Here is a 19,566-nt window from a genome sequence, read left to right as displayed (position 1 = left end):
TCAGCGCAGGACCGGGAGCACTTCCTTCTCGTAGACCTCGAAGAAGCCGTTGAGATCGGGGCCGATCTGCTGGATGTACAGCTCGTCCACTCCGGCGTCGACGAACTCCCGCAACTGCGTCATGTGCAGATCCAGATCCGGTCCCGAGGCGATGCTCGTGGCCACCGCGCGCTGGCTGACCAGCTGCGTGGCCGCCTCGAAATCGGCCGGGCGGGGCAGGGTTTGGCCGAGCTGCCCCGGCAGCAGATCGGTGGCCCACAGCCGTTGCGCGTATTCCAGGCCGCTGTCCTCGTCGGGGGACCAGCTCACCTTCGTGCCCGCCTGCACCGGTTTGTCCCCGCCGCCTTCGGTACGGAACAACTCGACCAGATCCTTGTCGGGCATGGCGGTGCAATAGCCGTCGCCGATGCGGGCGGCCAGTCGCGTGGACATCGGGCCGAAACCCGACAGGTAGATGGGGACCGGTTCCTCGGGCAGCGTGTAGATCCGCGCGTCCCGGACCTGATAGAACTCGCCGTCGTGATTGACCATCCCACCCAGATGCAGGCGCCGGATCAGCCCAACGGCCTCCTCGAGCATGCGCAGCCGGGTGGGCGCGTTGGGCCAGGGATCGCCGAAGATGTGTTCGTTCAACGCCTCACCGCTGCCGACGCCGAGCACGAACCGGCCCTCGCACTGCACGGCGGCCGTCGCGGCGGCCTGGGCGATGATCGCCGGATGAATGCGCAATAGCGGGCAGGTGACCGCGGTCGTGATCGGGAGCGCGACCGCCTCCGACAGCGCGCCGATGGCGCCCCACACGAACGGGCTGTTGCCCTGGGCGTCGTTCCACGGATGGAAGTGGTCGGAGATCCACAGGCGTTCGAACCCGGCCTGTTCGGCGCGGCGCGCCTGGTCGACGAGTTCGCGCGGACCGAACTGTTCACTGGACAGGAAGTATCCGATGGTGACCATGCCGGGCGGTTACCCGGGCGATGCCGTGGTAATCGCTGAGCGTGGTACCGGAATCTGTGCTGCGCCAGCCGCACGTGCTGCGGGAGTACGCGTTGCTGGCCGACGGGGAGCGCGGTGCGCTGGTCGGCCCGCGCGGCGATATCTCCTGGCTGTGCGTGCCCGGCTGGGACAGCGACGCGATCTTCCACGCCCTGCTCGGCGGATCCGGCGTCTACGCGGTGACGCCGGTGGACCGCTACGTCTGGGGCGGGTACTACGACGACGGCAGCCTGATCTGGAATTCCCGATGGACGACGAGTTCGGCGATCATCGAATGCCGTGAGGCGCTCGCGTTTCCGGGCGACCGGCACCGGGCGGTGCTGCTGCGGCGCATCCGCGCGGTGCGGGGTGACGCGCAGGTCGAGGTGGAACTCGCGCCCGCGGCGGGCTTCGGGACCGAGCCGGTGACCGATATCCACCACGAGCATCGGGTGTGGGAGGCGCGCGCCGGGGACCTCCGGCTGCGCTGGACCGGCGCCGCGGAGGCGGTGCTGCACGACGACGAGTCGGGACCGGCCTGGCGGCTGCGGCTGCGGGTGCCCGAGGGCGACTGCCACGACCTGGTGCTCGAGCTGTCCGACCGGGCGCTGCCGGACATTCCGGAAGACGCCGACAGTGCCTGGACCGCAACGGAATTCAGCTGGAAGACGGCGATGCCGACACTGACCGGCGGCGCCGCCCCGCGCGATACCGCCCACGCCTACGCGGTGCTGCGCGGCATGACCGGCGCCAGCGGCGGCATGGTCGCCGCGGCCACCACCAGCCTGCCCGAACGCGCCGAGCAGGGCGGCAATTACGACTACCGCTACGTCTGGATCCGGGATCAGTGCCTGGCCGGGCAGGCGGTGGCGGCCGCGGGACCGCACGCGCTGCTCGACGACGCCGTGCGGTTCACCGCCGCACGGCTGCTCGCCGACGGGCCGAAACTGATGCCCGCGTACACCATGTCGGGTGATCCGGTGCCGCGGACCCGGACGGTGTCCGCGCCCGGCTATCCGGGTGGCGGTGTCGCGGTGGTGGGCAATCGCGTACGCGATCAGTGGCAACTCGATGTCTTCGGCGAGGCGCTGCTGCTGTTCGCCGCGGCGGCCCGCTGGGATCTGCTCACCGAGAGCCACCGCCGCGCCGTCGGCATCGCCGTGGATGCCATTGCCGCACAGCATGATCGGCCCGACGCCGGAATCTGGGAGATCGACGACGAGCGGTGGACCCATTCCCGGCTGGTGTGCGCGGCCGGGCTGCGCGCGGTCGCCGCGAACCGGGCCACCGGCGCGGACCTGGCCCGCTGCACCGCCCTGGCCGACGGGCTGGTCGCCGAGGCGGCCGCCACCTGCGTGCATCCGACCGGGCGCTGGCAGCGCTCGCCGCAGCATCCGGAGGTGGATGCGGCGTTGCTGCTGCCCATCATTCGCGGTGCGCTGGCCATCGACGATCCGCGCAATCGCGCCACCTTCGACGCCGTGCACCGCGAATTGTCCACCGACTACTACGTGTATCGATACCGGCGCGACGCGCGCCCGCTCGACCAATCCGAGGGCGCGTTCCTGCTGTGCGGCTTCGCCATGTCCATGGCCGCCGCCGAACTCGGCCTGCCCGTCACCGCGGCCCGCTACTTCGAACGCAATCGGGCCGCGTGCGGGACGCCGGGCCTGTTCGCCGAGGAATTCGATGTCACCCAACGCCAATTGCGCGGCAACCTGCCGCAGGCCTTCGTGCACGCGCTGATGTTCGAGGCCTCGACCCGGGCCGCGCGGCCGGGACAGTGGGCGCATCCGCACCAGGAATCGCGCCCGGGAAGGGACCCATCGTGACCGATACCGCGAAAACCGTTGTGATCACCGGCGCCAGCGCCGGCATCGGCCGGGCCGCGGCCCGCTGCTTCGCCGCCCGCGGCGACCGGGTGGCCCTGCTCGCGCGCGGGCGCACCGGACTGGCCGCGGCGGCCGAGGAGGTGCGCGCCGCCGGGGGTACGGCGCTCGAAATACCCACGGACGTCGCCGATTACGAAGCCGTCGACGCGGCGGCGACCCGCGTCGAGGACGAACTGGGCGCCATCGACGTGTGGGTGAACTCCGCCTTCACCTCGGTGTTCGCGCCCTTCGAGCAGATCGATCCCGAGGAGTTCCGCCGGGTCACCGAGGTCACCTATCTCGGTTCGGTGCACGGCATCCGGGCCGCGCTGCTGCGCATGCGCGCCCGCGACCGGGGCGCGATCGTGCAGGTCGGCTCGGCGCTGGGGGACCGGTCGATCCCGCTGCAATCGGCGTACTGCGGCGCCAAGCACGCGGTGAACGGACTGGTCGAAGCCGTGCGCGTCGAGCTGCTGCACGAGCACAGCAATGTGCACATCACCGTCGTCCAGGCGCCCGCGGTCAATACCCCGCAGTTCTCCTGGGTGCTGTCGCGCCTGCCCCGCAAGCCGCAGCCGGTGCCGCCCATCTACCAGCCCGAGGTGGTCGCCCGCACCCTGGTGTTCGCCGCGGATCATCCACGGCACAAACAGTATTGGGTCGGCGCCAGCACCGTCGGCACCGTCCTCGCCCAGCGCCTCGCGCCCCGCCTGCTGGACCACTACCTGGCCCGCACCGGCTACGGCTCGCAGCAGACCGACGCCGCCGCGCGCCACGGCGCGAACAACCTCTGGACCCCGCTCGACGGCCCCGACGGCATCGACTACGGCGCACACGGCGAATTCAACGGCCGAGCCCACGCCCACAGCCCCCAGGCCTGGCTCGCCCGCGCGCTCACCTCGCTCGGTCGCTCCGGCAAAATGATTCTGCTCGCGGCTTCCCTCGCCGCGGCCCTGTTCGCGGGCGGATGCGCCAACAGCACCGCCCCCGGCGTGCCCGGAACCGGCGCACCGGATCAGAACTCCGGCGGGCCGACGGTGACTGCCGATTCGGCGAAACAGTTGTGCGACATGATCTCTCCGCACATCGACACCTGGCGGTCCGAGGATCCCGGCGCGGGCCGACTGTCCCTGAACAGCACCGTGCAGGACTGGGCACTGCGCAACAACGGGGTCAATTTCGCGATCATGCGCAACCGGTCGCTCATCGACACGGTGATGAAGCAGCAGTGCCCTGACGTCCACGACGCCGCCGTCCAGGCCTTGCGCCTACCCGACCTGGCCTCCGGCTTGGCCGGATTCTGATCAAACTTCTCCGGGGTGTGGGCCGCGCGGATGGCCGATCCGCGCGGCCCGGGGGCCACGGTCCGGCCGAGCAGGCGAGCGGGGGAGGCCGGACCGTGGCGGTCGTGGGGTCAGGCGGGGACGATCGACGTGCGGCGACGCCAGACTCGGTGGCGGGCAAGGACTTCGCAGAACATCTCGATGAACTTCTCGGGTACGCGGTCCCCGGCGGCCGAGGTGAGGACCACCCCGTTCTCGGCGGCCAGCTCGGTGTCGAGGGGCAGCTGCCCGGTGATACCGGCGGTGCGCAGCACGGTGAGGCCCGCGCCGAAGCCGCCGACGGGCTTGGCGTGTTTGAAGGCCTCGAGGACGAAGTGCACAGCCGCGCCGGTGCGCACCAGGGTGTCGGCGGCGTCGGGTCCACCGGCGACTATCACGCCGTCGTAGAGGACCGAGGACACCGTCGGCAGCCCCCGGTGGACCGGGAGCGTCTCCTTGGTCTCGCCCTGTTCTGTGAGCGAACCACCGTGCGGGGCAACCACTTCCGCGACGACGCCGCGATCGGCGAGCCAGGCCCGCACGCTGCGGATCCCGACCGCGTCCGCGCCGTCGGCGGTCAGGATCGCGATCTTGCGGGTCTCCACCGTGCCGACCGCCTTGGTCAGCTGCGACAGTGCGGGCGAGATGACCCCGTCCGACACCTCCGAGCCGGTGGTGAGCGCGGGCAGGCCGAGCTCGGCCGCCACCCGCACCGCCAGATCCGGATCGACGCCGGCGAGCCGTTCGAGCACCCGGATCCGGATGGCCGGGCGCTGCACCTTGCCCAATTCGAAGGCGAAGGCGGCGACGATATGGTCGGCCTCGGGTTCGGACATGCTGCGCCAGAACATCCGCGGCTGCTTGTAGTACTCGCGGAAGGATTCCGCGCGCTGCCGAATCGGCGCGCCGTACAACGGTTCCGCGTAATGGCGCATGTTCCCGTCCCCGGCGATCATCGGGCAGCCCCCGCCGATGGTGTTCTTCGTGTAGGCGGCCTCACCGCGCGGGATCTCATGCTGGCCGTATCCGTCCTGTTGATGGTTGCGCACGTCGGCGACCGGTCGATTGATCGGCAGCTGCGCGAAATTCGGTCCGCCCAAACGGATCAGCTGGGTGTCGAGATAGGAGAAGTTGCGCAGCTGCAGCAGCGGATCGTCGGTGAAATCGATGCCGGGCACCAGGTTGGCGGTGTGGAAGGCGACCTGCTCGGTCTCGGCGAAGAAGTTGTCGGGATTGCGGTCGAGCACCATGCGCCCGACCGGCCGCACCGGAACCTGTTCCTCGGGAACGAGTTTCGTCGCGTCCAGCAGATCGAAGTCGAACCCGAACTCCTGCTCCTCGGGAATCAGCTGCACGCCCAGCTCCCACTCGGGGTAGTCATCGGCCGCGATGGCATCCCACAGGTCGCGCCGGTGGAAGTCCGGATCATGGCCCGCGATCTGCTGGCACTCGTCCCACAGCAGCGAGTGCACACCCAGTTTCGGTGTCCAGTGGAACTTCACGAAGGTGGCCGCGCCGTCGCGATCGATCAGCCGGAAGGTGTGCACGCCGAAGCCCTGCATCATCCGGTAGCTGCGGGGCAGCGCGCGGTCCGACATCAGCCACAGGATGGCGTGCAGCGTCTCGGGCTGCTCACCCACGAAATCCCACAGCGTGTCGTGCGCCGACGCGGCCTGCGGAATCTCGTTGTGCGGCTCGGGTTTCACCGCGTGCACGAAATCGGGAAACTTGATGCCGTCCTGGATGAAGAACACCGGGAAGTTGTTGCCGACCAGATCGTAATTGCCCTGGGCGGTATAGAACTTGGTCGCGAACCCGCGCACGTCCCGGACCGTGTCGGCCGAGCCGCGCGAACCCGCGACCGTCGAGAAGCGTACGAAGACAGGTGTTTTCACGTCGGGATCGATGAGGAATCGGGCCGTGGTGTACTGCTCGAGCCAGCCGGTGTAGGGCCGGAAGTACCCGTAGGCCCCCGCGCCGCGGGCATGCACCACGCGCTCGGGAATGCGCTCGTGGTCGAAATGCGTGATCTTCTCGCGCGCATGGAAGTCCTGCAGCAGGCTGGGCCCGCGCTCACCGACCTTCAGCGAGTCGTCGGTGCTGTCGACCCGGACGCCCTGCTGGGTGGTCAGATAACCGGTCCGGCGGTCGACCCGATGCGAATCGAGCTGCCGCTGTTTGGGGTTCGGTGCGTCATCCATGCGGGCTCCTCTCGTTGCGGTGGTACCGCCATACCCTCACGCCGGGGGACTACACCTCAGCGTGGGTCGGAGCCGATGGGAGGCCCGGGGGACTGTTTTCTCAATCCCGCAGGGCCGATCTCTCAATCGCGCAGGGCCGCTTCGCGTAGCCCGCTGAGAGTCTTGCTCAGAATCCGGGAGATATGCATCTGCGAGACGCCCAGATGCGCGGCGATCTGCGCCTGGGTCCGCCCCTCGAAGAAGCGCAGTACCAGCACTTCCCGCTCCCGGTCGGGTAGTTCCTGCAGATGCGGTCGAACCGCCATGTACTGCTCGACCAGCTCGTAGTTGGGTTCCTCCTCGCCCAGGGCGTCCAGCAGCGACAGCGGTGCGTTCTCACCGCCGTCGGGCATCGCGGCCTCGAGCGAAGAGCTCTGATAGGCATTGGCCGCCAGCATGGCCTGCGTGACCTCGGCCCGATCGACCTCCATTTCGGCGGCGATCTCGCGGGCGGTCGGCATGCGGCCCAGGCGCTGCGCCAATTTCTCGATGGTGGTGCCCAGCCGCAGCTGGATCTCCTTGATCCGGCGCGGCACCCGCACGGCCCAGGTGCCGTCGCGGAAATAGCGCCGCACCTCACCCATGATGGTGGGCACCGCGAAGGACAGGAATCGCGATCCGCGGGTCACGTCGAAGCGGTCGATGGAGACGACCAATCCGACCCGCGCCACCTGCAGGAGATCCTCATACGGTTCGCCGCGGCCGGAGAACTTGCGCGCTATGTGCTCGGCGAGGGGTAGGCAACGACGGATAGCCTCCTCGCGTAGCCGGTCTTGGCTCGGGTCATTGCGGTGGACCGCGACTGCCAGTTCCTTGAGCAGTGGCTCGATATCGTCGTAACTGTCACCCGTCATCGTCCTCACTCCGTAGTCGGCTCAGGTGCACTGTTACGGGGTACCCATTCAGGACGGGATCGAACGCGCTTATCGTGGATTCCATCGAATCTGTCAAGGTCTCCAGGAATTCCCTGCCGAAACTGTTACCCTCCAAGGCCCCGTCGGTTTCCAGTACGGACGCCACCTCCACGGTGATGCCCTGCGCGTCGTAGCGGAACGCGCAATCCACCGACGCCCCCGGCACCGCCGAAAGGATCATCGAGGTGGCCACCTCGTCCAGGGCCACCCGCATGTCGATCACCATGTCGATGGTGAAATCCGCGGTGAGCATGACGGTTTCGGCCAGCGCGCGCAGCATCGACAGCTGCCCCATGCGCGCCGGAACCCGCAGCTCCAGTTCTCCCGACCGGGCCTGCAGCTCCGATTCGGCACCGTCGATGTACCTGTTCACCTTTCTATCGTGCAACACACCGACACCCGGTAGTCCATTACTCCGGGTTCGGTTTCCCCTCGGCGGTTTCGTCATCGTCTACCACCGTCCGAATCAATTTCTCCGCGATCAGGTTTCGTTGGCCGCGTACCCAATCCGACTCGGGAGTAACACGGCAGGTCAAACCTCGTGCACGCGCTCGTGCACGGTGAGCAGCAAATGGTCGAATCGCGAGCGCAGCGCCGCCGCCGCGTCACCGAGTGAACGCAACTCCTCCACCAACTGACCGGCCAGTAGCCGCAGTTTGGTGTTGGTCTCCTGGGAGCGCCAGATCAGGACGCGAAATGCCTGTTCGGCGTCGATTCCGTAGGTCACCATCAACGCGCCCTTGGCCTGCTCGATGACCGCGCGCGCGGCGTACAGCTCGGGCAGGGTCTCGTTGAGCACCTCTTGGCGTTCCTCGGCCATCGCCTCGGTCACGTCGATGTAGTAGCCGACGGTTCCGATGACCCGGCCCTCGTCGTCGCTCATGGTGTCACCGACCACGATGACCTCGTGCACCTTGCCCTTGGTGTCCACGATGCGGTGCCGGCTCGAGAACGGCTCGCCGGTCTCCACCGACCGGGCCAGGATGGACGCGACCTGTTCCCGGTCGTCGGGGTGCTTGTGGGCCAGCAGCAGCTCGGTGGTGGGATGCACCGTGCCGGGCCGGTGCCCGTGCATCTCCGCCACCTCGTCCGACCACTCCCAGCGCTGATCGGCGAACCAGAAGCGGAAGCTGCCCACACTCAGGGCGTCGCGGTTGCCCAGAACCTGCTCGAAGGCCCGCGAGTCGTCCTCGGATGCGTTCACGCCCGTTGTCACAATCCGAGTATCCGCTCACGGGCCCCGCGGTACGCGCGAAACCGCGTCGCAGTGGCCGAATATGCTGTGCCACTGCGGTTTCGCGCGCGACCGCCGAGTGGTGAGACACCTCGGTTTCGAGTGCCGTCACCACGTCCTCCAGTCTCACGACCGCTGCGACACCACGGCCCGCTCGGCCCGCGCCCGCGCACCGGTTACCTCCAGCGCCCGTTCGATCTGACGGCTGCGGGTCAGCAGCTGGATCTCGATATCGGCGGCCCCGGCCCGGTCGATGGCCTCGGCCAGGACGGCGGCATTGCGCAGACTCAGGAATCGGGCGCGACGCAGGTCGACGACGACCTGCGGGCCGCCGCCGGAGATGGCGAAGTCCAGCGCCCGGCGGAAGTCGGCGAGCCCGGTGATATCCAGCTCGCCGTCGACCTGCACGACCACGCAATCCGGCGATTCGACGCGGTGGGTGCGGGCATGGCCGTTGGTGCGGGGATTGCCTTCGGGGCGGACCTTGGGGGGAGAAGCCCCGGGCGTCGGCGTGACCGGAGGAATCTCCTCCGCAAAACGACCGGGCACAATCGAAATCGTTGACATAACCAGCCTCCCGAAAAAGGGCGGCTGCGTTCTCAACCTAATCCCAGTCTTGCACGGGGAAGGTCTGGACGGCCACCTTCTACCCGCAATGATTTTCAGCCGGCCTGCCCTCGGCGTTGCCGCCACGGGTGCAGCAACCACACCCAAAGGAACAGGCAGGCGGCCGAAACGCCCACCACCGCGGCCGCGATGCCGCCCGCGACGGTGTCGAAGATGAGGATCGCGACACCGGTCAGCGCCAGGCCGAGCAACCCGAGACCCGCGAACGCATAACGGTGCGCCGCGATGACCACCTTCGCGATCCGGTGTCGGCGGAACAGCATTCGATGCGCGGCCACCGGCGCGATCAGGCACACCGTCGCACCGATCGAGGCGGCGACCGTGCCCAGGTACAGCCAGCGCATCGACGGCGACAGCGTGGTGAAGCGGTTCTGGAACGGCAGCGTCAGCAAAAAGCCGGTGAGCAGCTGCACTCCGGTCTGGACCACCCGCAGCTCCTGGATGAGGAAATTCCAATTGCGGTCCAGCTGTTCGTCTTTGGTCTCGGTGCGGCCGTCGCGGGCCGGAGCTGCGCCGATTTGTTCGATGGGCGGCATGGTTCCACCTCTTTCTCCGGGGTTCGGCTCGCATACCCGGGTTTCAGCACCGGTATGCCGGGAACTGCGGGACTGTCACAACCGCCCTACCAAAGGGGTTCTCATGCTCATCCTGGGCTTGATCCTGCTGATCTGCGGGATCATCTTCGGCATCCCGATCCTGACCACCATCGGCATCATCCTGATGATCGTCGGCGCGGTCTTCTGGATCCTCGGCGCGGCCGGGCGTCCGATCGGCGGCCGTACGCACTATTACTGATTCCGCTTCTCCCGGAAAGGAATACACATGTTCCGACGTGTGGGATATCCACTGCTGGCCACCGCCTTCATCGTGGACGGGGTCGAGACCCTGACCAATCCGGAGACGCGCGTGAAGTCCGCGAACACCCTGGTGCAGCGGGGCCAACGGGTCCTGCCGGACCGGGTGGCCGGCAATCTGCCCTCCGACCCGGCGCAGGTGGTGCGGGCCACCGCCGCGATCCGGGTCGGCGGCGGCGTGCTGCTCGCGCTGGGTAAGGCGCCCCGGCTGGCCGCTCTGGTGCTGGCCGCCACCACCGTTCCGGTCGCGCTCATCGAGCACGACTTCTGGAACGAACCCGATCGGGAGCGCCGGGTCGCGGCGCGGACCGCGTTCCTGCGGGACGCGGGCCTGCTCGGCGGCCTGCTCATCGCCGCCTCCGACACCCGTGGCAAGCCCTCGCTGGGCTGGCGCGCCCGTCGCGCCGCGCGCCGGACCCGGGACCACGCTTCGGCCACCGAGCTCGCGGAGAACCTCGCCGCCCATGCCCCCGCGGTGTGGGAAGCGGTGCGCGACAAGGGCGGACAGCTCGCCGAGACGGCGCGCGAACAGGGTGGGCATCTCGCCGAGGTCGCGCGCGACAAGGGCGGGCAGGTCGCCGAGGTCGCCCGGGACAAGGGCGGCCAGGTCGCCGAGGTCACCCGCGAGAAGGGCGGGCAGCTGGCCGAGACCGCGCGCGACAAGGGCGGACAGTTCGCGGAAACCGCCCTTGACAAGGGTGGTCAGCTGGCCGAGATCGCTCGCGATCGCGGTGAGCAATTGGCGGAGGTCGCGCGCGACAAGGGCGGTCACCTGGCCGAGGCCGCTCGCCACCGTGGCGAGTACGCGGCCGAGGTCGCGCGTGAGCGCCGGAAGGTCGCGCGGCGTCGTGCCCGCGAATACGCCGCGCGGGTGCAGCCGGACTGATTCCGGCCGCACCCGCGCACGGATGGACTATCGGGTCATTCCTGTGAGATCGCTTCCACGACCTCACCGGAGGCCCGATTTTCCAATGCCCGGGCGATATCGGCCTGGGCGATGATGCCCACCAGCTCCGTGCGGTCCAGCACCGGGATCCGCCGGATCTGATGCTCGGCCATCAGCCGCACCACCTGATCCACATCGTCGTCGGCCTGCGCCACCACCGGCACGCCCTCGGCCAGGTCCCCGGCCTTCAGACCGATCGGATCCTTGCGCTGCGCCACCACTTTCACCACGATGTCGCGGTCGGTCAGCATGCCCTTGAGCTTGTTGTCCTCGCCGCAGATCGGGAGTGCCCCGACCTCGAGCTCGACCAGCTTGCGCGCGGCGTCGAGCACGCTGTCGCTGGATCGCACGCATTGACACTCCGGTGTCATGATGTCGCGCGCGGTCAGCTTCTCGTGTCCTACGATTGTCATCTCCGTTGTCCTCCTTTATTTTTCGAGCCCCGGATAGGAGTCGGGCCGGGTGGAAGATCCCACCCGGCCCGGCTCTCTCCGACTAGCTCCGCACCACCGCGGCGGCAGTTGCCGCCGCGGCCGCGCTAGGACTTGCCGCCGTGACTGCGGTGGCCGCCCTGGGCCTTCGCCGCGGTCGGTTGGGCCGCGGCGCCCTTGCGGCCGGCCTCGCGCGGGTCGGCCCCGTGCTCGGCGCCGAAGCTGCCGCTGCTGGCCTTACCGCCCTTGCTGGCCTGTTCCGCGGTATCGGGCCGGTTGCCGAACTGGCCCGGGTTCTTCGGGTCCGGCATGGCGAAACCTCCTTCAGGGATCTGAATTTCGACTGTGGGCGCGAACTGCGCGGGCCCACGTCCCAGCCCTACCCGCGCCCCGGCCGGGTATTCAGCTATCCGGCGACAAATTCGAATCCGCGGGTTTCCAGTCCGGTACCGGTCCGGGCCCGTACATGACGGTCTCCCACCACTCCTGCAGCGGGCTGGGTTCGGGCCAGACGGCCGCGGCCCGGCCGTCGGCGCGGTGTTGTCGGCCGCGGGCGTGTTCGCCGCGACCCCTGGCTCTCTGCGTCATTGGATATCACTGCCCTCGATGAAGTTGTCGATGCCCCTCGAGGCATCGTCAATGCCCTTGTCGTACAGATCGATTCGATTGCGGACGGTGGCGATGGCGGCGCCGCCATTCGAGTGCGAGCACCGCCGTGCCCGCCAGACACAGCAGGGCGCAGGCGATTCCGGCCACCAGCGCCCAACCGGCGAAGCCGTAGCCGCCGGCGACGAGCGCCAATGCCAGGGCCACCACGCCGAGCAGCCAGAGCACGACGCCGACCATATTGACGCCGTCCTCGATGCCCTCGTCCTCATGCATGCGCGGTGATTGCTGGTTCTCGGTCATGACCGGCCTCCTCTCCGATACCCCGAAAAGCGAAGGGCCGGTGCCGTCTTCGGCAGCCGGCCCATTCGACGATCAGGCGTCGCCGCTCTGGCGGCGCCAGTCCCGGAGCGCGTCGCGAATGCGGTCGAAGACCGCCAGCGGCGGGCCCACCAGTAGGTTGGCCGCCGCGGATTCGCCGAAACCGGGATGCGGACGGGTGGGTGCGAGCGCCTCGGCGAAGCGGACGACGCTCGCCAGGCGGACCCGCTCCTGCGGGGAGGCGTGGACGAGCAGCTGGCCGAACTCCTCCTTCTCCTCCAATTCCGCGTGCTCGACCACCTTCTCGGCGAACTCGCGGAACTTGGCGTCGAATTCGGCGTGATCCACGCCGAGCCCGGCGAGCTCGGACAAGACGTGTTTGGCCTCGTCCTCCTCGTGCAGGCGGCTGTCGACGATCTCGTCGGCGACCTTGTGCATGCGGGCCGCTGGGTGCACGACCTCCTCCTCGGCGGCCTCGTGGACCGCGAGCAGCCGCACCAGATCGTCGAAGACGCGCTGTTTGTCGGCTCCGGTGGAGGTGCGCACCGATTCCAAGGCGTTCTTGATCTGACCGTGCTGCGCGAGCAGCAGGTCGATCACATCGGTGCCGTTCTCGGCAGCCATGAGCGAGCGCCCCTTACCAGTTCTGCTGCGCGCGCTGGCGCTTTTCTTCGGCCGCGGCCTGGGCCCGGTCCTTCTCGGCCTGGGCTTCCTTCTTGGCGGCATCACGCTGAGCCTCCGCCTTGTCCTGCTGGGCGCGGCCCTCCTCGCGCAGATTCTCGTTGCCGAGGACGGTGCCCGCGGCCTCCTTGACCTTGCCCTTGACTCCCTCGACGACGCCTTCCGCGGCTTCGCGAGGACCGGTCTTGTCGTGCTCGGACATGGGATGTACCTCCCCTATCGATTACTGGGACATCCCGGACCTACCCGCGAGTTCGAAGCCGAAACGGCTACCACCCCAGCCTGTTTCGTCACACCGTTTGACCGGCGGCGTACCGGGCATTGCCAGGCCGAAGGATCCCGGCGCCACGCCGCAGGATCTGTTTTCCGAGGAGGAAAGCTCATGAACCGCCGATACCGACTGTCCCTGGTGGTCGCGGCCCTGTGCTCGACGGTCCTGCTCGGGGCCTGCGAACAGGCCAAGGAGATCACCAACAAGGGCGGCAATACGCCGTGCAGCGAATTCACCACGCAGGACGAGAACACCCAGCGCATCACCGTGCGCAAGTATCTGGAGCAGGACACCAAGGTGACCCCGACGCCCGATGCGAATCAGGTGGACGCGTCCATCGCCGCCATCGATCTGATGTGCCGGGCGCAGGCCAATCCGGATACGCCGATCCGCGAGGCGGATCTGACCGGAATTCTCGTGCCCAAGAAGTAGCAGGCGAAAAGTAGGGCCTCCGGGTCAAGCGTCCTCTCGCCGTTGAGAGGCACGTCGCCGTTGACGGTGCCCGGCCCGGTGGCCGTGGTCTGATGGATCAGGTTTCCCTGGTCGGAATGAATTCCTGGGCCTTGGTTTTCGCGCCCTGGGCGATCAGATGCCAGCCGCCGGGATCGCCCTGCAGCACCGCCTCGGCGGTCGCCTTCATCTGCTCCCAGGTGGCGTGCGGCGGGATCGGCGGGACCTCCGGATCGGTGTGGATGTCCAGCAGCATCGGACGGTCCGCGGCCAGCGCGGCCCGCCAGGCGGAGGCCACCGACTCGCCGTCGTCGACCTCGAGCGCGGCCAGGCCCGCGGCGCGGGCGACCTCGGCGTAGGAGATCTCCGGAAGGGTCTGGGACTGCTCGAATTTCGGTGCGCCGCCCATCGCGCGCATTTCCCAGGTGACCTGGTTGAGGTCATTGTTGTGGAAGACGCACACGATCAGGCGCGGATCGGACCAGCGGTCGTGGTAGCGGGCGATGGTGAGCAGTTCGGCCAGCCCGTTCATCTGCATGGCCCCGTCGCCGACCAGCGCGATGGCGGGCCGGTCGGGATTGGCGAACTTGGCGCCGATCGCGTACGGCACGCCCGGTCCCATGGTCGCCAGCGTGCCCGACAGGGAGCCGCGCATCTCGCTGTGGAAGCGCAGGCAGCGCGCGTACCAGTTGGTGGAGGAGCCGGAATCGGCTGTCACCATGGCATTTTCGGGAATGCACTGCGACAGCTCCCACACCACCCGCATGGGGTTGACCGGTTTCGCGTCGAGCATGGACTGCCGCTCGATGACCTGCCACCAGCGCGCCACATTGCGCTGGATGTCCATCGACCAGGTGCGGTCCTGTTTGGGCTTCAGCATCGGAATCAGTTCCGACAGTGTGGCTTTGGCGTCGCCGACCAGATTCACCTCGGTCGGGTAGCGCATGCCGATCATGGTGCCGTCGATATCGATCTGCACCGCGCGCGCCTGCCCGAAGCCCGGCATGAACTGCGTGTACGGGAAATTCGAGCCGACGATGAGCAGGGTGTCGCAGTCGCGCATCAGCTCGTAGCTGGGCCGGGTGCCCAGCAGGCCGATCGAACCGGTCACGTACGGCAGCTCATCGGAGAGAACGTCCTTGCCCAGCAACGCCTTCGCCACGCCCGCACCGGTCACGTCCACCACTCGCGAGACCTCGGCGGCCGCGTTCCGCGCGCCCTGGCCGACCAGGATCGCGACCCGGGTACCGGCATTGAGCACCTCGGCGGCACGTTCGATCTCGGAGCGCGGGGGCACCACCAGGGGTGCGACCGGTGGGCCGGGGGGACTGGAAGGCACCTGTTTGAAGTCGTGTTCGGGCTTTTCATACCGCTCCTCCTGCAGATCGGAGGGAATGATCACCGCGGTCGGCGCGCGCCGCGTGAGCGCGGTGCGGAAGGCGCGGTCCAGGGCATTGGGCAACTGGCTCGACACGTTCACCTCGACCAGATAGTCCGAGGCCACGTCCTTGAAGAGGCTCTGCAGGTCCACTTCCTGCTGGTAGCTGCCGCCCATGGCGCTGCGCGCGGTCTGGCCGACGATGGCGACCACGGGGACGTGATCGAGTTTGGCGTCGTAGAGGCCGTTGAGCAGGTGGATCGCGCCGGGTCCCGAGGTGGCGGTGCACACTCCCACCCGGCCGCTGAACTTCGCGTAGCCGACGGCCTGGAAGGCCGCCATCTCCTCGTGTCTGGCCTGGATGAACGCGGGCCGGTCGTCGGCGCGCCCGAAGGCGGCGAGCAGACCGTTGATCCCGTCGCCCGGATAGCCGAAGACCTGGTCGACGCCCCATTCTCGCAGTCGCTCCACGACATGATCACCGACTTGTCTCGTCATGATTCTCCTGTTCGGGTCCGCATCGGGTTCGACAGCGCCCGGGTACCCGCGCGCCGGAGTCCGAATCAGCCGGTAGATCACGCGCGAGCGGAGCGCGTAGATCGCGCGCGGGGGTACCCGCGCGAAAGTGGGGTGGTGAATACCCGCGCGCGCCAATTCGAATGGAGGAGCGGCGATGCCCGTGCGACGCGATGACCAGGCCCGTCCGGCTCGGCGCCGGGACCGCACCACGCTGCCGCTGGACGCGGTCGGCGCGGCCCTGGCCGAACGCGTGGCGGGGGAGGTGCGCTTCGATGCCGGCTCGCGGGCCGCCTACTCGACCGACGCCTCGAACTATCGGGTGCTGCCGCTGGGTGTGGTGGTGCCGCGCACGCCGGAGGACGCGGTGCGGACGATCGAGGTGTGCCGCGCGCATGACATGCCGGTGCTCTCGCGCGGCGGCGGCACCAGCCTCGCCGGTCAATGCTGCAATGCCGCAATCGTTCTGGATTGGAGCAAGTACTGCGATCGGGTGGTGTCGATCGATCCGGCGGCGCGGACGGCGGTGGTCGAGCCGGGCATCGCCCTGGACCGGCTCAACGCGGCGCTGCGACCGCACGGGCTGATGGTCGGGCCCAAACCGGCGACCATGTGAGCTGCACGATCGGCGGCATGATCGGCAACAATTCCTGCGGTTCCACCGCGCAGGCGTACGGGAAGACGGCCGATTCGGTGCGCCGCCTCGAGGTGCTCACCTACGACGGCGAGCGCATGTGGGTGGGGCCGGGCATGGACGGGCTGAGCGATGCGCTGCGGACGGGGTTGGGAGATATCGCCAACCGCTATGCCGCCGACATTCGCAAGAGCTATCCCGATATTCCGCGCCGGGTCTCGGGCTACAACCTGGATTCGCTGCTGCCCGAACGGAATCCGGATGCGGCGAAGTTCCTGGTCGGCAGCGAGTCCACGCTGGTGACCGTGCTGCGCGCCGAGCTGGAGCTGGTGCCCGTCCCGGCCGCGAAGGCGCTGGTGGTACTCGGATTCCCCGATATCTACACCGCCGCCGACGCGGTGCCCGAGGTGCTCGCGCACGATCCGGCCGCGCTCGAGGGCCTCGACCATCGGCTGGTGCAGCTCGAGCACCTGCGGCATCTGGCCGACCGGGCGATCGGGCAGCTGCCCGACGGGAAGGCCTGGCTGATGGCGCAATTCGACGGTGACTCCACCGACGAGGCCGACGCCCGTGCCCGGGACATGCTCGGCGAGTTCTCCGATCGCCGCGACGTGCACGCGATCGTGCTCGACGATCCCGAGCGCGAATCCGAACTGTGGGCCGCGCGCGAGGCGGGACTGGGCGCGACCGCCTACCCGCCCGACGGCCCGGAAACCCATGAGGGCTGGGAGGATGCGGCGGTGCCGCCGGATCGGCTCGGTGACTACCTGCGCGATTTCGAGCGCCTGCTGGGCTCCTACGGCTACCAATCCAGTTCGCTCTACGGACATTTCGGCCAGGGCTGCGTGCATACCCGTATCCCGTTCGATCTGCGTACCGCCGAGGGGATCGCGACCTATCGCCGATTCGCGCGGGACAGCGCGCATCTCGTCGTCGCCTACGGTGGTTCGCTGTCCGGTGAGCACGGTGACGGTCAGTCTCGCGCCGAACTGCTGCCGATCATGTTCGGTGATCGGGTGGTCGAGGCGTTCGGCGAGGTGAAGCGGCTCTTCGATCCGCGCAATCGGATGAATCCGGGCAAGATCGTGGATCCGAGGCCGCTGGACGGCGATCTGCGCCAAGGTGTTTCGTACCGGCCCTGGGAGCCGGTGACGCACTTCGCTTATCCCGACGACGGTCACCGGTTCAGCCATGCCGCCAACCGCTGTGTCGGAGTGGGCAAGTGCCGCGGCGATCACGGCGGCGTCATGTGCCCGAGCTACCGGGCCACCCGCGAGGAGGAGCACTCCACGCGCGGGCGGGCGCGGCTGCTGTTCGAGATGCTCGAAGGCGATGTGATCACCGACGGCTGGCGCTCCACCGAGGTGCGCGATGCGCTGGATCTGTGCTTGTCCTGCAAGGGATGCCGCAGCGACTGCCCCGTTGATGTGGATATGGCCACCTACAAGGCGGAGTTCCTGTCGCATCACTATCACCACCGGCTGCGGCCCATGGCGCACTACTCGATGGGCTGGATACCGCTGTGGGCGCGGCTGGCCACCACCGCCGCGCCGGTGGCCAATGCCCTCACCCACACGCCGGGTCTGCGCGGGCTGATCGCCCGGATGGGTGGCATCGATCCGCGGCGGGAGCTGCCGCGCTTCGCCACACACAGATTCACCCGGACCTTCACCGCGCCCGCGGATCCCACGACCGCGCCGCACGGCCGCGTGCTGTTGTGGCCCGACACCTTCACCAATAACTTCGACCCCGCCATCGCCGAGGCCGCGGCGCTGGTGCTGACCGCCGCGGGATTTTCGGTCGATGTTCCGCGGCGCACCGTTTGCTGCGGGCTGACCTGGATCTCCACTGGTCAGCTCCCGACCGCGAAACGGGTGCTGAATCGGACCCTTCGGGTGCTGGAACCCGCACTGCGCGAAGGGATCCCGATCGTGGTGCTGGAACCCAGCTGTGCGGCGGTGTTCCGTTCGGACCTGCCCGAACTGCTCGACGGCGACGAGGACGCCCACCGGCTCGCCGGTCAGGTCCGCACCCTGGCCGAACTATTGGCCGAACGCGCGCCGGAATGGCGTCCGCCGGAGATCGCCGGACCGATTGTGGTCCAGCCGCATTGCCATCAGCACGCTATTCTGGGCTCCGAGCGGGATCGGGACCTGTTGCGGGCCACCGGCGCCGACGTCGAACTACTCGATGCCGGATGCTGCGGCCTGGCAGGCAATTTCGGCTTCGAACGCGGGCACTACGACGTGTCCGTCGCCTGCGCGCAGGACCAGCTCCTGCCCGCGCTGCGCGCCGCGTCCCCCGACGCGGCGATCCTGGCGGACGGGTTCAGCTGCCGCACCCAGGTCCGCCACCTCCTGCCCGCGATCCGGCCGCGGCATACGGCCGAACTGCTGGCCGATGCCCTGCGAGGCGGTAACCCATGAACATTCCCACCATCGACGACGTCGCCGTCGAGGTCTACCGATTCCCCACGCCGCATCCCGAAGCGGACGGCACCCTGAGCTGGGACGCCACCACGGCCGTCGTGGTGACCGTGCTGGCCGATTACGAACGCGGGCTGGGCTGGACCTACAGTTCCCCGGCCGCCGCCACCGTCATCGAACAGCATCTCGCGCCGCTGTTGCGCGGCTGTTCGCCCGAAGACATTCCGGATCTGTGGGGGCGAATGCACAAGGCGTGCCGCAATATCGGGACCTCCGGTGTGGTGGCGCACGCGATCAGCGCGGTCGACATCGCGCTGTGGGATCTCAAGGCGCGACTGCTGGAACTGCCGCTGCCCACCCTGTTCGGCAAGGTGCGGGACGCGACGGCGGTGTACGGGTCGGGCGGCTTCGTGAACCTCACCGACGACGAGCTCGCCGAACAGGTGATGGACTGGCAGTCCGCGGGCTGCACCGGCGTGAAAATCAAGATCGGGATCGACCAGCGCCGGGACCTGGAGCGAATCGGGCTGGTGGACAAGCTCGTCGGCTCGAACACCCGCATCATGGTCGACGCCAACGGCGCGTACGGCCCGGGCGAGGCCCGGCGCATGGGCCACGAACTCGACCGCCTCGGCGTCGCCTGGTTCGAGGAACCCGTCACCAGCGACGACCCCGCCGGCCTGCGCCTGGTCCGCGACGCGGTCCGCTGCGATGTCACCGCGGGCGAATACATCTGCACCGCAACCGACGCCGTCCGCCTCCTCGACTCCGTCGACTGCCTCCAACTCGACGTAACCCGCTGCGGCGGCTACACCGGCTTCCGCCACGCCGCCGCCCTCGCCGCCGCCCACCACCGCGACATCTCCGCCCAC

Annotated in this window: 21 protein-coding genes and 1 pseudogene; 8 read left to right on the top strand and 14 right to left on the bottom strand. The window is 68.6% G+C overall.

Annotated features, from left to right (window positions below; genetic code table 11):
• On the bottom strand, positions 1–954 hold the full coding sequence (locus ACAM49_RS16380) for a TIGR03557 family F420-dependent LLM class oxidoreductase (RefSeq protein WP_369636365.1): 954 nt from the start codon (positions 952–954) through the stop codon (positions 1–3).
• A 41-nt stretch (positions 955–995) separates the two neighbouring features.
• Here ACAM49_RS16380 and ACAM49_RS16375 point away from each other — a divergent pair, with 41 nt between their 5' ends.
• Positions 996–2,804, top strand: coding sequence for a glycoside hydrolase family 15 protein (locus ACAM49_RS16375; protein ID WP_369636364.1), 1,809 nt, complete (start codon positions 996–998; stop codon positions 2,802–2,804).
• Positions 2,798–3,778: pseudogene (locus ACAM49_RS16370) on the top strand (SDR family oxidoreductase); the annotation flags it as partial. The gene ACAM49_RS16375 and the pseudogene ACAM49_RS16370, both read left to right, overlap by 7 nt.
• A gap of 479 nt (positions 3,779–4,257) precedes the next feature.
• Here ACAM49_RS16370 and ACAM49_RS16365 read toward each other — a convergent pair.
• The 6 genes from ACAM49_RS16365 to ACAM49_RS16340 all read right to left on the bottom strand — a co-directional run bounded on the left by ACAM49_RS16365 (position 4,258) and on the right by ACAM49_RS16340 (position 9,716).
• Positions 4,258–6,366, bottom strand: coding sequence for a catalase (locus ACAM49_RS16365; protein WP_369636363.1), 2,109 nt, complete (start codon positions 6,364–6,366; stop codon positions 4,258–4,260).
• 122 nt (positions 6,367–6,488) lie between these two features.
• Complete coding sequence (locus ACAM49_RS16360; protein ID WP_369636362.1) at positions 6,489–7,259, bottom strand: RNA polymerase sigma factor SigF; 771 nt, start codon at positions 7,257–7,259, stop codon at positions 6,489–6,491.
• Positions 7,249–7,692, bottom strand: coding sequence for an anti-sigma factor (locus tag ACAM49_RS16355; protein WP_369636361.1), 444 nt, complete (start codon positions 7,690–7,692; stop codon positions 7,249–7,251). The genes ACAM49_RS16360 and ACAM49_RS16355 overlap by 11 nt, the downstream gene beginning before the upstream one ends.
• A 159-nt stretch (positions 7,693–7,851) precedes the next feature.
• Positions 7,852–8,481, bottom strand: a complete 630-nt coding sequence (locus tag ACAM49_RS16350) for a PAS and ANTAR domain-containing protein (protein WP_369636393.1) — start codon at positions 8,479–8,481, stop codon at positions 7,852–7,854.
• A 198-nt stretch (positions 8,482–8,679) separates the two neighbouring features.
• Positions 8,680–9,102, bottom strand: coding sequence for an STAS domain-containing protein (locus ACAM49_RS16345; RefSeq protein ID WP_369636360.1), 423 nt, complete (start codon positions 9,100–9,102; stop codon positions 8,680–8,682).
• A gap of 113 nt (positions 9,103–9,215) precedes the next feature.
• Positions 9,216–9,716 (bottom strand): DUF6328 family protein, encoded by a 501-nt coding sequence (locus ACAM49_RS16340; protein WP_369636359.1) that lies wholly within the window; start codon positions 9,714–9,716, stop codon positions 9,216–9,218.
• 103 nt (positions 9,717–9,819) lie between these two features.
• Here ACAM49_RS16340 and ACAM49_RS16335 point away from each other — a divergent pair, with 103 nt between their 5' ends.
• Both ACAM49_RS16335 and ACAM49_RS16330 read left to right on the top strand, forming a co-directional pair.
• Positions 9,820–9,975 carry a hypothetical protein gene (locus ACAM49_RS16335; protein WP_086007968.1) on the top strand — a complete coding sequence of 52 codons (156 nt, stop codon included), beginning with the start codon at positions 9,820–9,822 and terminating at the stop codon, positions 9,973–9,975.
• 27 nt (positions 9,976–10,002) lie between these two features.
• A complete protein-coding gene (locus ACAM49_RS16330) occupies positions 10,003–10,920 on the top strand; it encodes a DoxX family membrane protein (protein WP_369636358.1) in 918 nt (305 codons plus the stop codon).
• Positions 10,921–10,955: 35 nt separating this feature from the next.
• Here ACAM49_RS16330 and ACAM49_RS16325 read toward each other — a convergent pair whose 3' ends face one another.
• From ACAM49_RS16325 to ACAM49_RS16300, 6 genes are all read right to left on the bottom strand, one after another.
• Positions 10,956–11,393, bottom strand: a complete 438-nt coding sequence (locus ACAM49_RS16325) for a CBS domain-containing protein (protein ID WP_369636357.1) — start codon at positions 11,391–11,393, stop codon at positions 10,956–10,958.
• A gap of 125 nt (positions 11,394–11,518) precedes the next feature.
• Positions 11,519–11,722 carry a hypothetical protein gene (locus ACAM49_RS16320; protein ID WP_369636356.1) on the bottom strand — a complete coding sequence of 68 codons (204 nt, stop codon included), beginning with the start codon at positions 11,720–11,722 and terminating at the stop codon, positions 11,519–11,521.
• A 91-nt stretch (positions 11,723–11,813) separates the two neighbouring features.
• Positions 11,814–11,999 carry a hypothetical protein gene (locus ACAM49_RS16315; protein WP_369636355.1) on the bottom strand — a complete coding sequence of 62 codons (186 nt, stop codon included), beginning with the start codon at positions 11,997–11,999 and terminating at the stop codon, positions 11,814–11,816.
• Between the two features lie 48 nt (positions 12,000–12,047).
• Complete coding sequence (locus tag ACAM49_RS16310) at positions 12,048–12,320, bottom strand: hypothetical protein (RefSeq protein WP_369636354.1); 273 nt, start codon at positions 12,318–12,320, stop codon at positions 12,048–12,050.
• A gap of 72 nt (positions 12,321–12,392) precedes the next feature.
• A complete protein-coding gene (locus ACAM49_RS16305; protein ID WP_369636353.1) occupies positions 12,393–12,962 on the bottom strand; it encodes a hemerythrin domain-containing protein in 570 nt (189 codons plus the stop codon).
• Positions 12,963–12,975: 13 nt separating this feature from the next.
• Positions 12,976–13,221, bottom strand: a complete 246-nt coding sequence (locus ACAM49_RS16300; RefSeq protein WP_369636352.1) for a CsbD family protein — start codon at positions 13,219–13,221, stop codon at positions 12,976–12,978.
• 180 nt (positions 13,222–13,401) lie between these two features.
• Between ACAM49_RS16300 and ACAM49_RS16295 the strand changes: the two genes are divergently transcribed.
• Complete coding sequence (locus ACAM49_RS16295) at positions 13,402–13,722, top strand: hypothetical protein (protein ID WP_369636351.1); 321 nt, start codon at positions 13,402–13,404, stop codon at positions 13,720–13,722.
• A gap of 97 nt (positions 13,723–13,819) precedes the next feature.
• Here the strand turns inward: ACAM49_RS16295 and ACAM49_RS16290 are convergent, their stop codons facing one another.
• Positions 13,820–15,616, bottom strand: a complete 1,797-nt coding sequence (locus ACAM49_RS16290) for a thiamine pyrophosphate-requiring protein (protein ID WP_369636350.1) — start codon at positions 15,614–15,616, stop codon at positions 13,820–13,822.
• Positions 15,617–15,791: 175 nt separating this feature from the next.
• On the opposite strand from ACAM49_RS16290, the gene ACAM49_RS16285 reads away from it, so the two are divergent.
• From ACAM49_RS16285 to ACAM49_RS16275, 3 genes are all read left to right on the top strand, one after another.
• Positions 15,792–16,250 carry an FAD-binding oxidoreductase gene (locus ACAM49_RS16285; RefSeq protein ID WP_369636349.1) on the top strand — a complete coding sequence of 153 codons (459 nt, stop codon included), beginning with the start codon at positions 15,792–15,794 and terminating at the stop codon, positions 16,248–16,250.
• Positions 16,251–16,267: 17 nt separating this feature from the next.
• Positions 16,268–18,694 (top strand): FAD-binding and (Fe-S)-binding domain-containing protein, encoded by a 2,427-nt coding sequence (locus tag ACAM49_RS16280; protein WP_369636348.1) that lies wholly within the window; start codon positions 16,268–16,270, stop codon positions 18,692–18,694.
• Positions 18,691–19,566, top strand: an 876-nt coding sequence (locus tag ACAM49_RS16275) for an enolase C-terminal domain-like protein (RefSeq protein ID WP_369636347.1), incomplete at its 3' end; no start/stop codon positions are given. The genes ACAM49_RS16280 and ACAM49_RS16275, both read left to right, overlap by 4 nt.

It is taken from the genome of Nocardia sp. JMUB6875 (genome assembly GCF_041154655.1).
Taxonomy (GTDB): Bacteria; Actinomycetota; Actinomycetes; order Mycobacteriales; family Mycobacteriaceae; genus Nocardia.
Note: the sequence above shows the minus strand (reverse complement) of the source record. Positions and strands in the feature narration are given on the sequence as shown.

Coding starts and splice junctions, on each gene's coding strand:
- ACAM49_RS16330 (WP_369636358.1), top strand. CDS start 10,003: ATGTTCCGACGTGTGGGATATCCACTGCTGGCCACCGCCTTCATCGTG.
- ACAM49_RS16335 (WP_086007968.1), top strand. CDS start 9,820: ATGCTCATCCTGGGCTTGATCCTGCTGATCTGCGGGATCATCTTCGGC.
- ACAM49_RS16380 (WP_369636365.1), bottom strand. CDS start 954: ATGGTCACCATCGGATACTTCCTGTCCAGTGAACAGTTCGGTCCGCGC.
- ACAM49_RS16340 (WP_369636359.1), bottom strand. CDS start 9,716: ATGCCGCCCATCGAACAAATCGGCGCAGCTCCGGCCCGCGACGGCCGC.
- ACAM49_RS16320 (WP_369636356.1), bottom strand. CDS start 11,722: ATGCCGGACCCGAAGAACCCGGGCCAGTTCGGCAACCGGCCCGATACC.
- ACAM49_RS16280 (WP_369636348.1), top strand. CDS start 16,268: ATGATCGGCAACAATTCCTGCGGTTCCACCGCGCAGGCGTACGGGAAG.
- ACAM49_RS16300 (WP_369636352.1), bottom strand. CDS start 13,221: ATGTCCGAGCACGACAAGACCGGTCCTCGCGAAGCCGCGGAAGGCGTC.
- ACAM49_RS16360 (WP_369636362.1), bottom strand. CDS start 7,259: ATGACGGGTGACAGTTACGACGATATCGAGCCACTGCTCAAGGAACTG.
- ACAM49_RS16285 (WP_369636349.1), top strand. CDS start 15,792: ATGCCCGTGCGACGCGATGACCAGGCCCGTCCGGCTCGGCGCCGGGAC.
- ACAM49_RS16295 (WP_369636351.1), top strand. CDS start 13,402: ATGAACCGCCGATACCGACTGTCCCTGGTGGTCGCGGCCCTGTGCTCG.
- ACAM49_RS16315 (WP_369636355.1), bottom strand. CDS start 11,999: ATGACGCAGAGAGCCAGGGGTCGCGGCGAACACGCCCGCGGCCGACAA.
- ACAM49_RS16290 (WP_369636350.1), bottom strand. CDS start 15,616: ATGACGAGACAAGTCGGTGATCATGTCGTGGAGCGACTGCGAGAATGG.
- ACAM49_RS16365 (WP_369636363.1), bottom strand. CDS start 6,366: ATGGATGACGCACCGAACCCCAAACAGCGGCAGCTCGATTCGCATCGG.
- ACAM49_RS16310 (WP_369636354.1), bottom strand. CDS start 12,320: ATGACCGAGAACCAGCAATCACCGCGCATGCATGAGGACGAGGGCATC.
- ACAM49_RS16305 (WP_369636353.1), bottom strand. CDS start 12,962: ATGGCTGCCGAGAACGGCACCGATGTGATCGACCTGCTGCTCGCGCAG.
- ACAM49_RS16325 (WP_369636357.1), bottom strand. CDS start 11,393: ATGACAATCGTAGGACACGAGAAGCTGACCGCGCGCGACATCATGACA.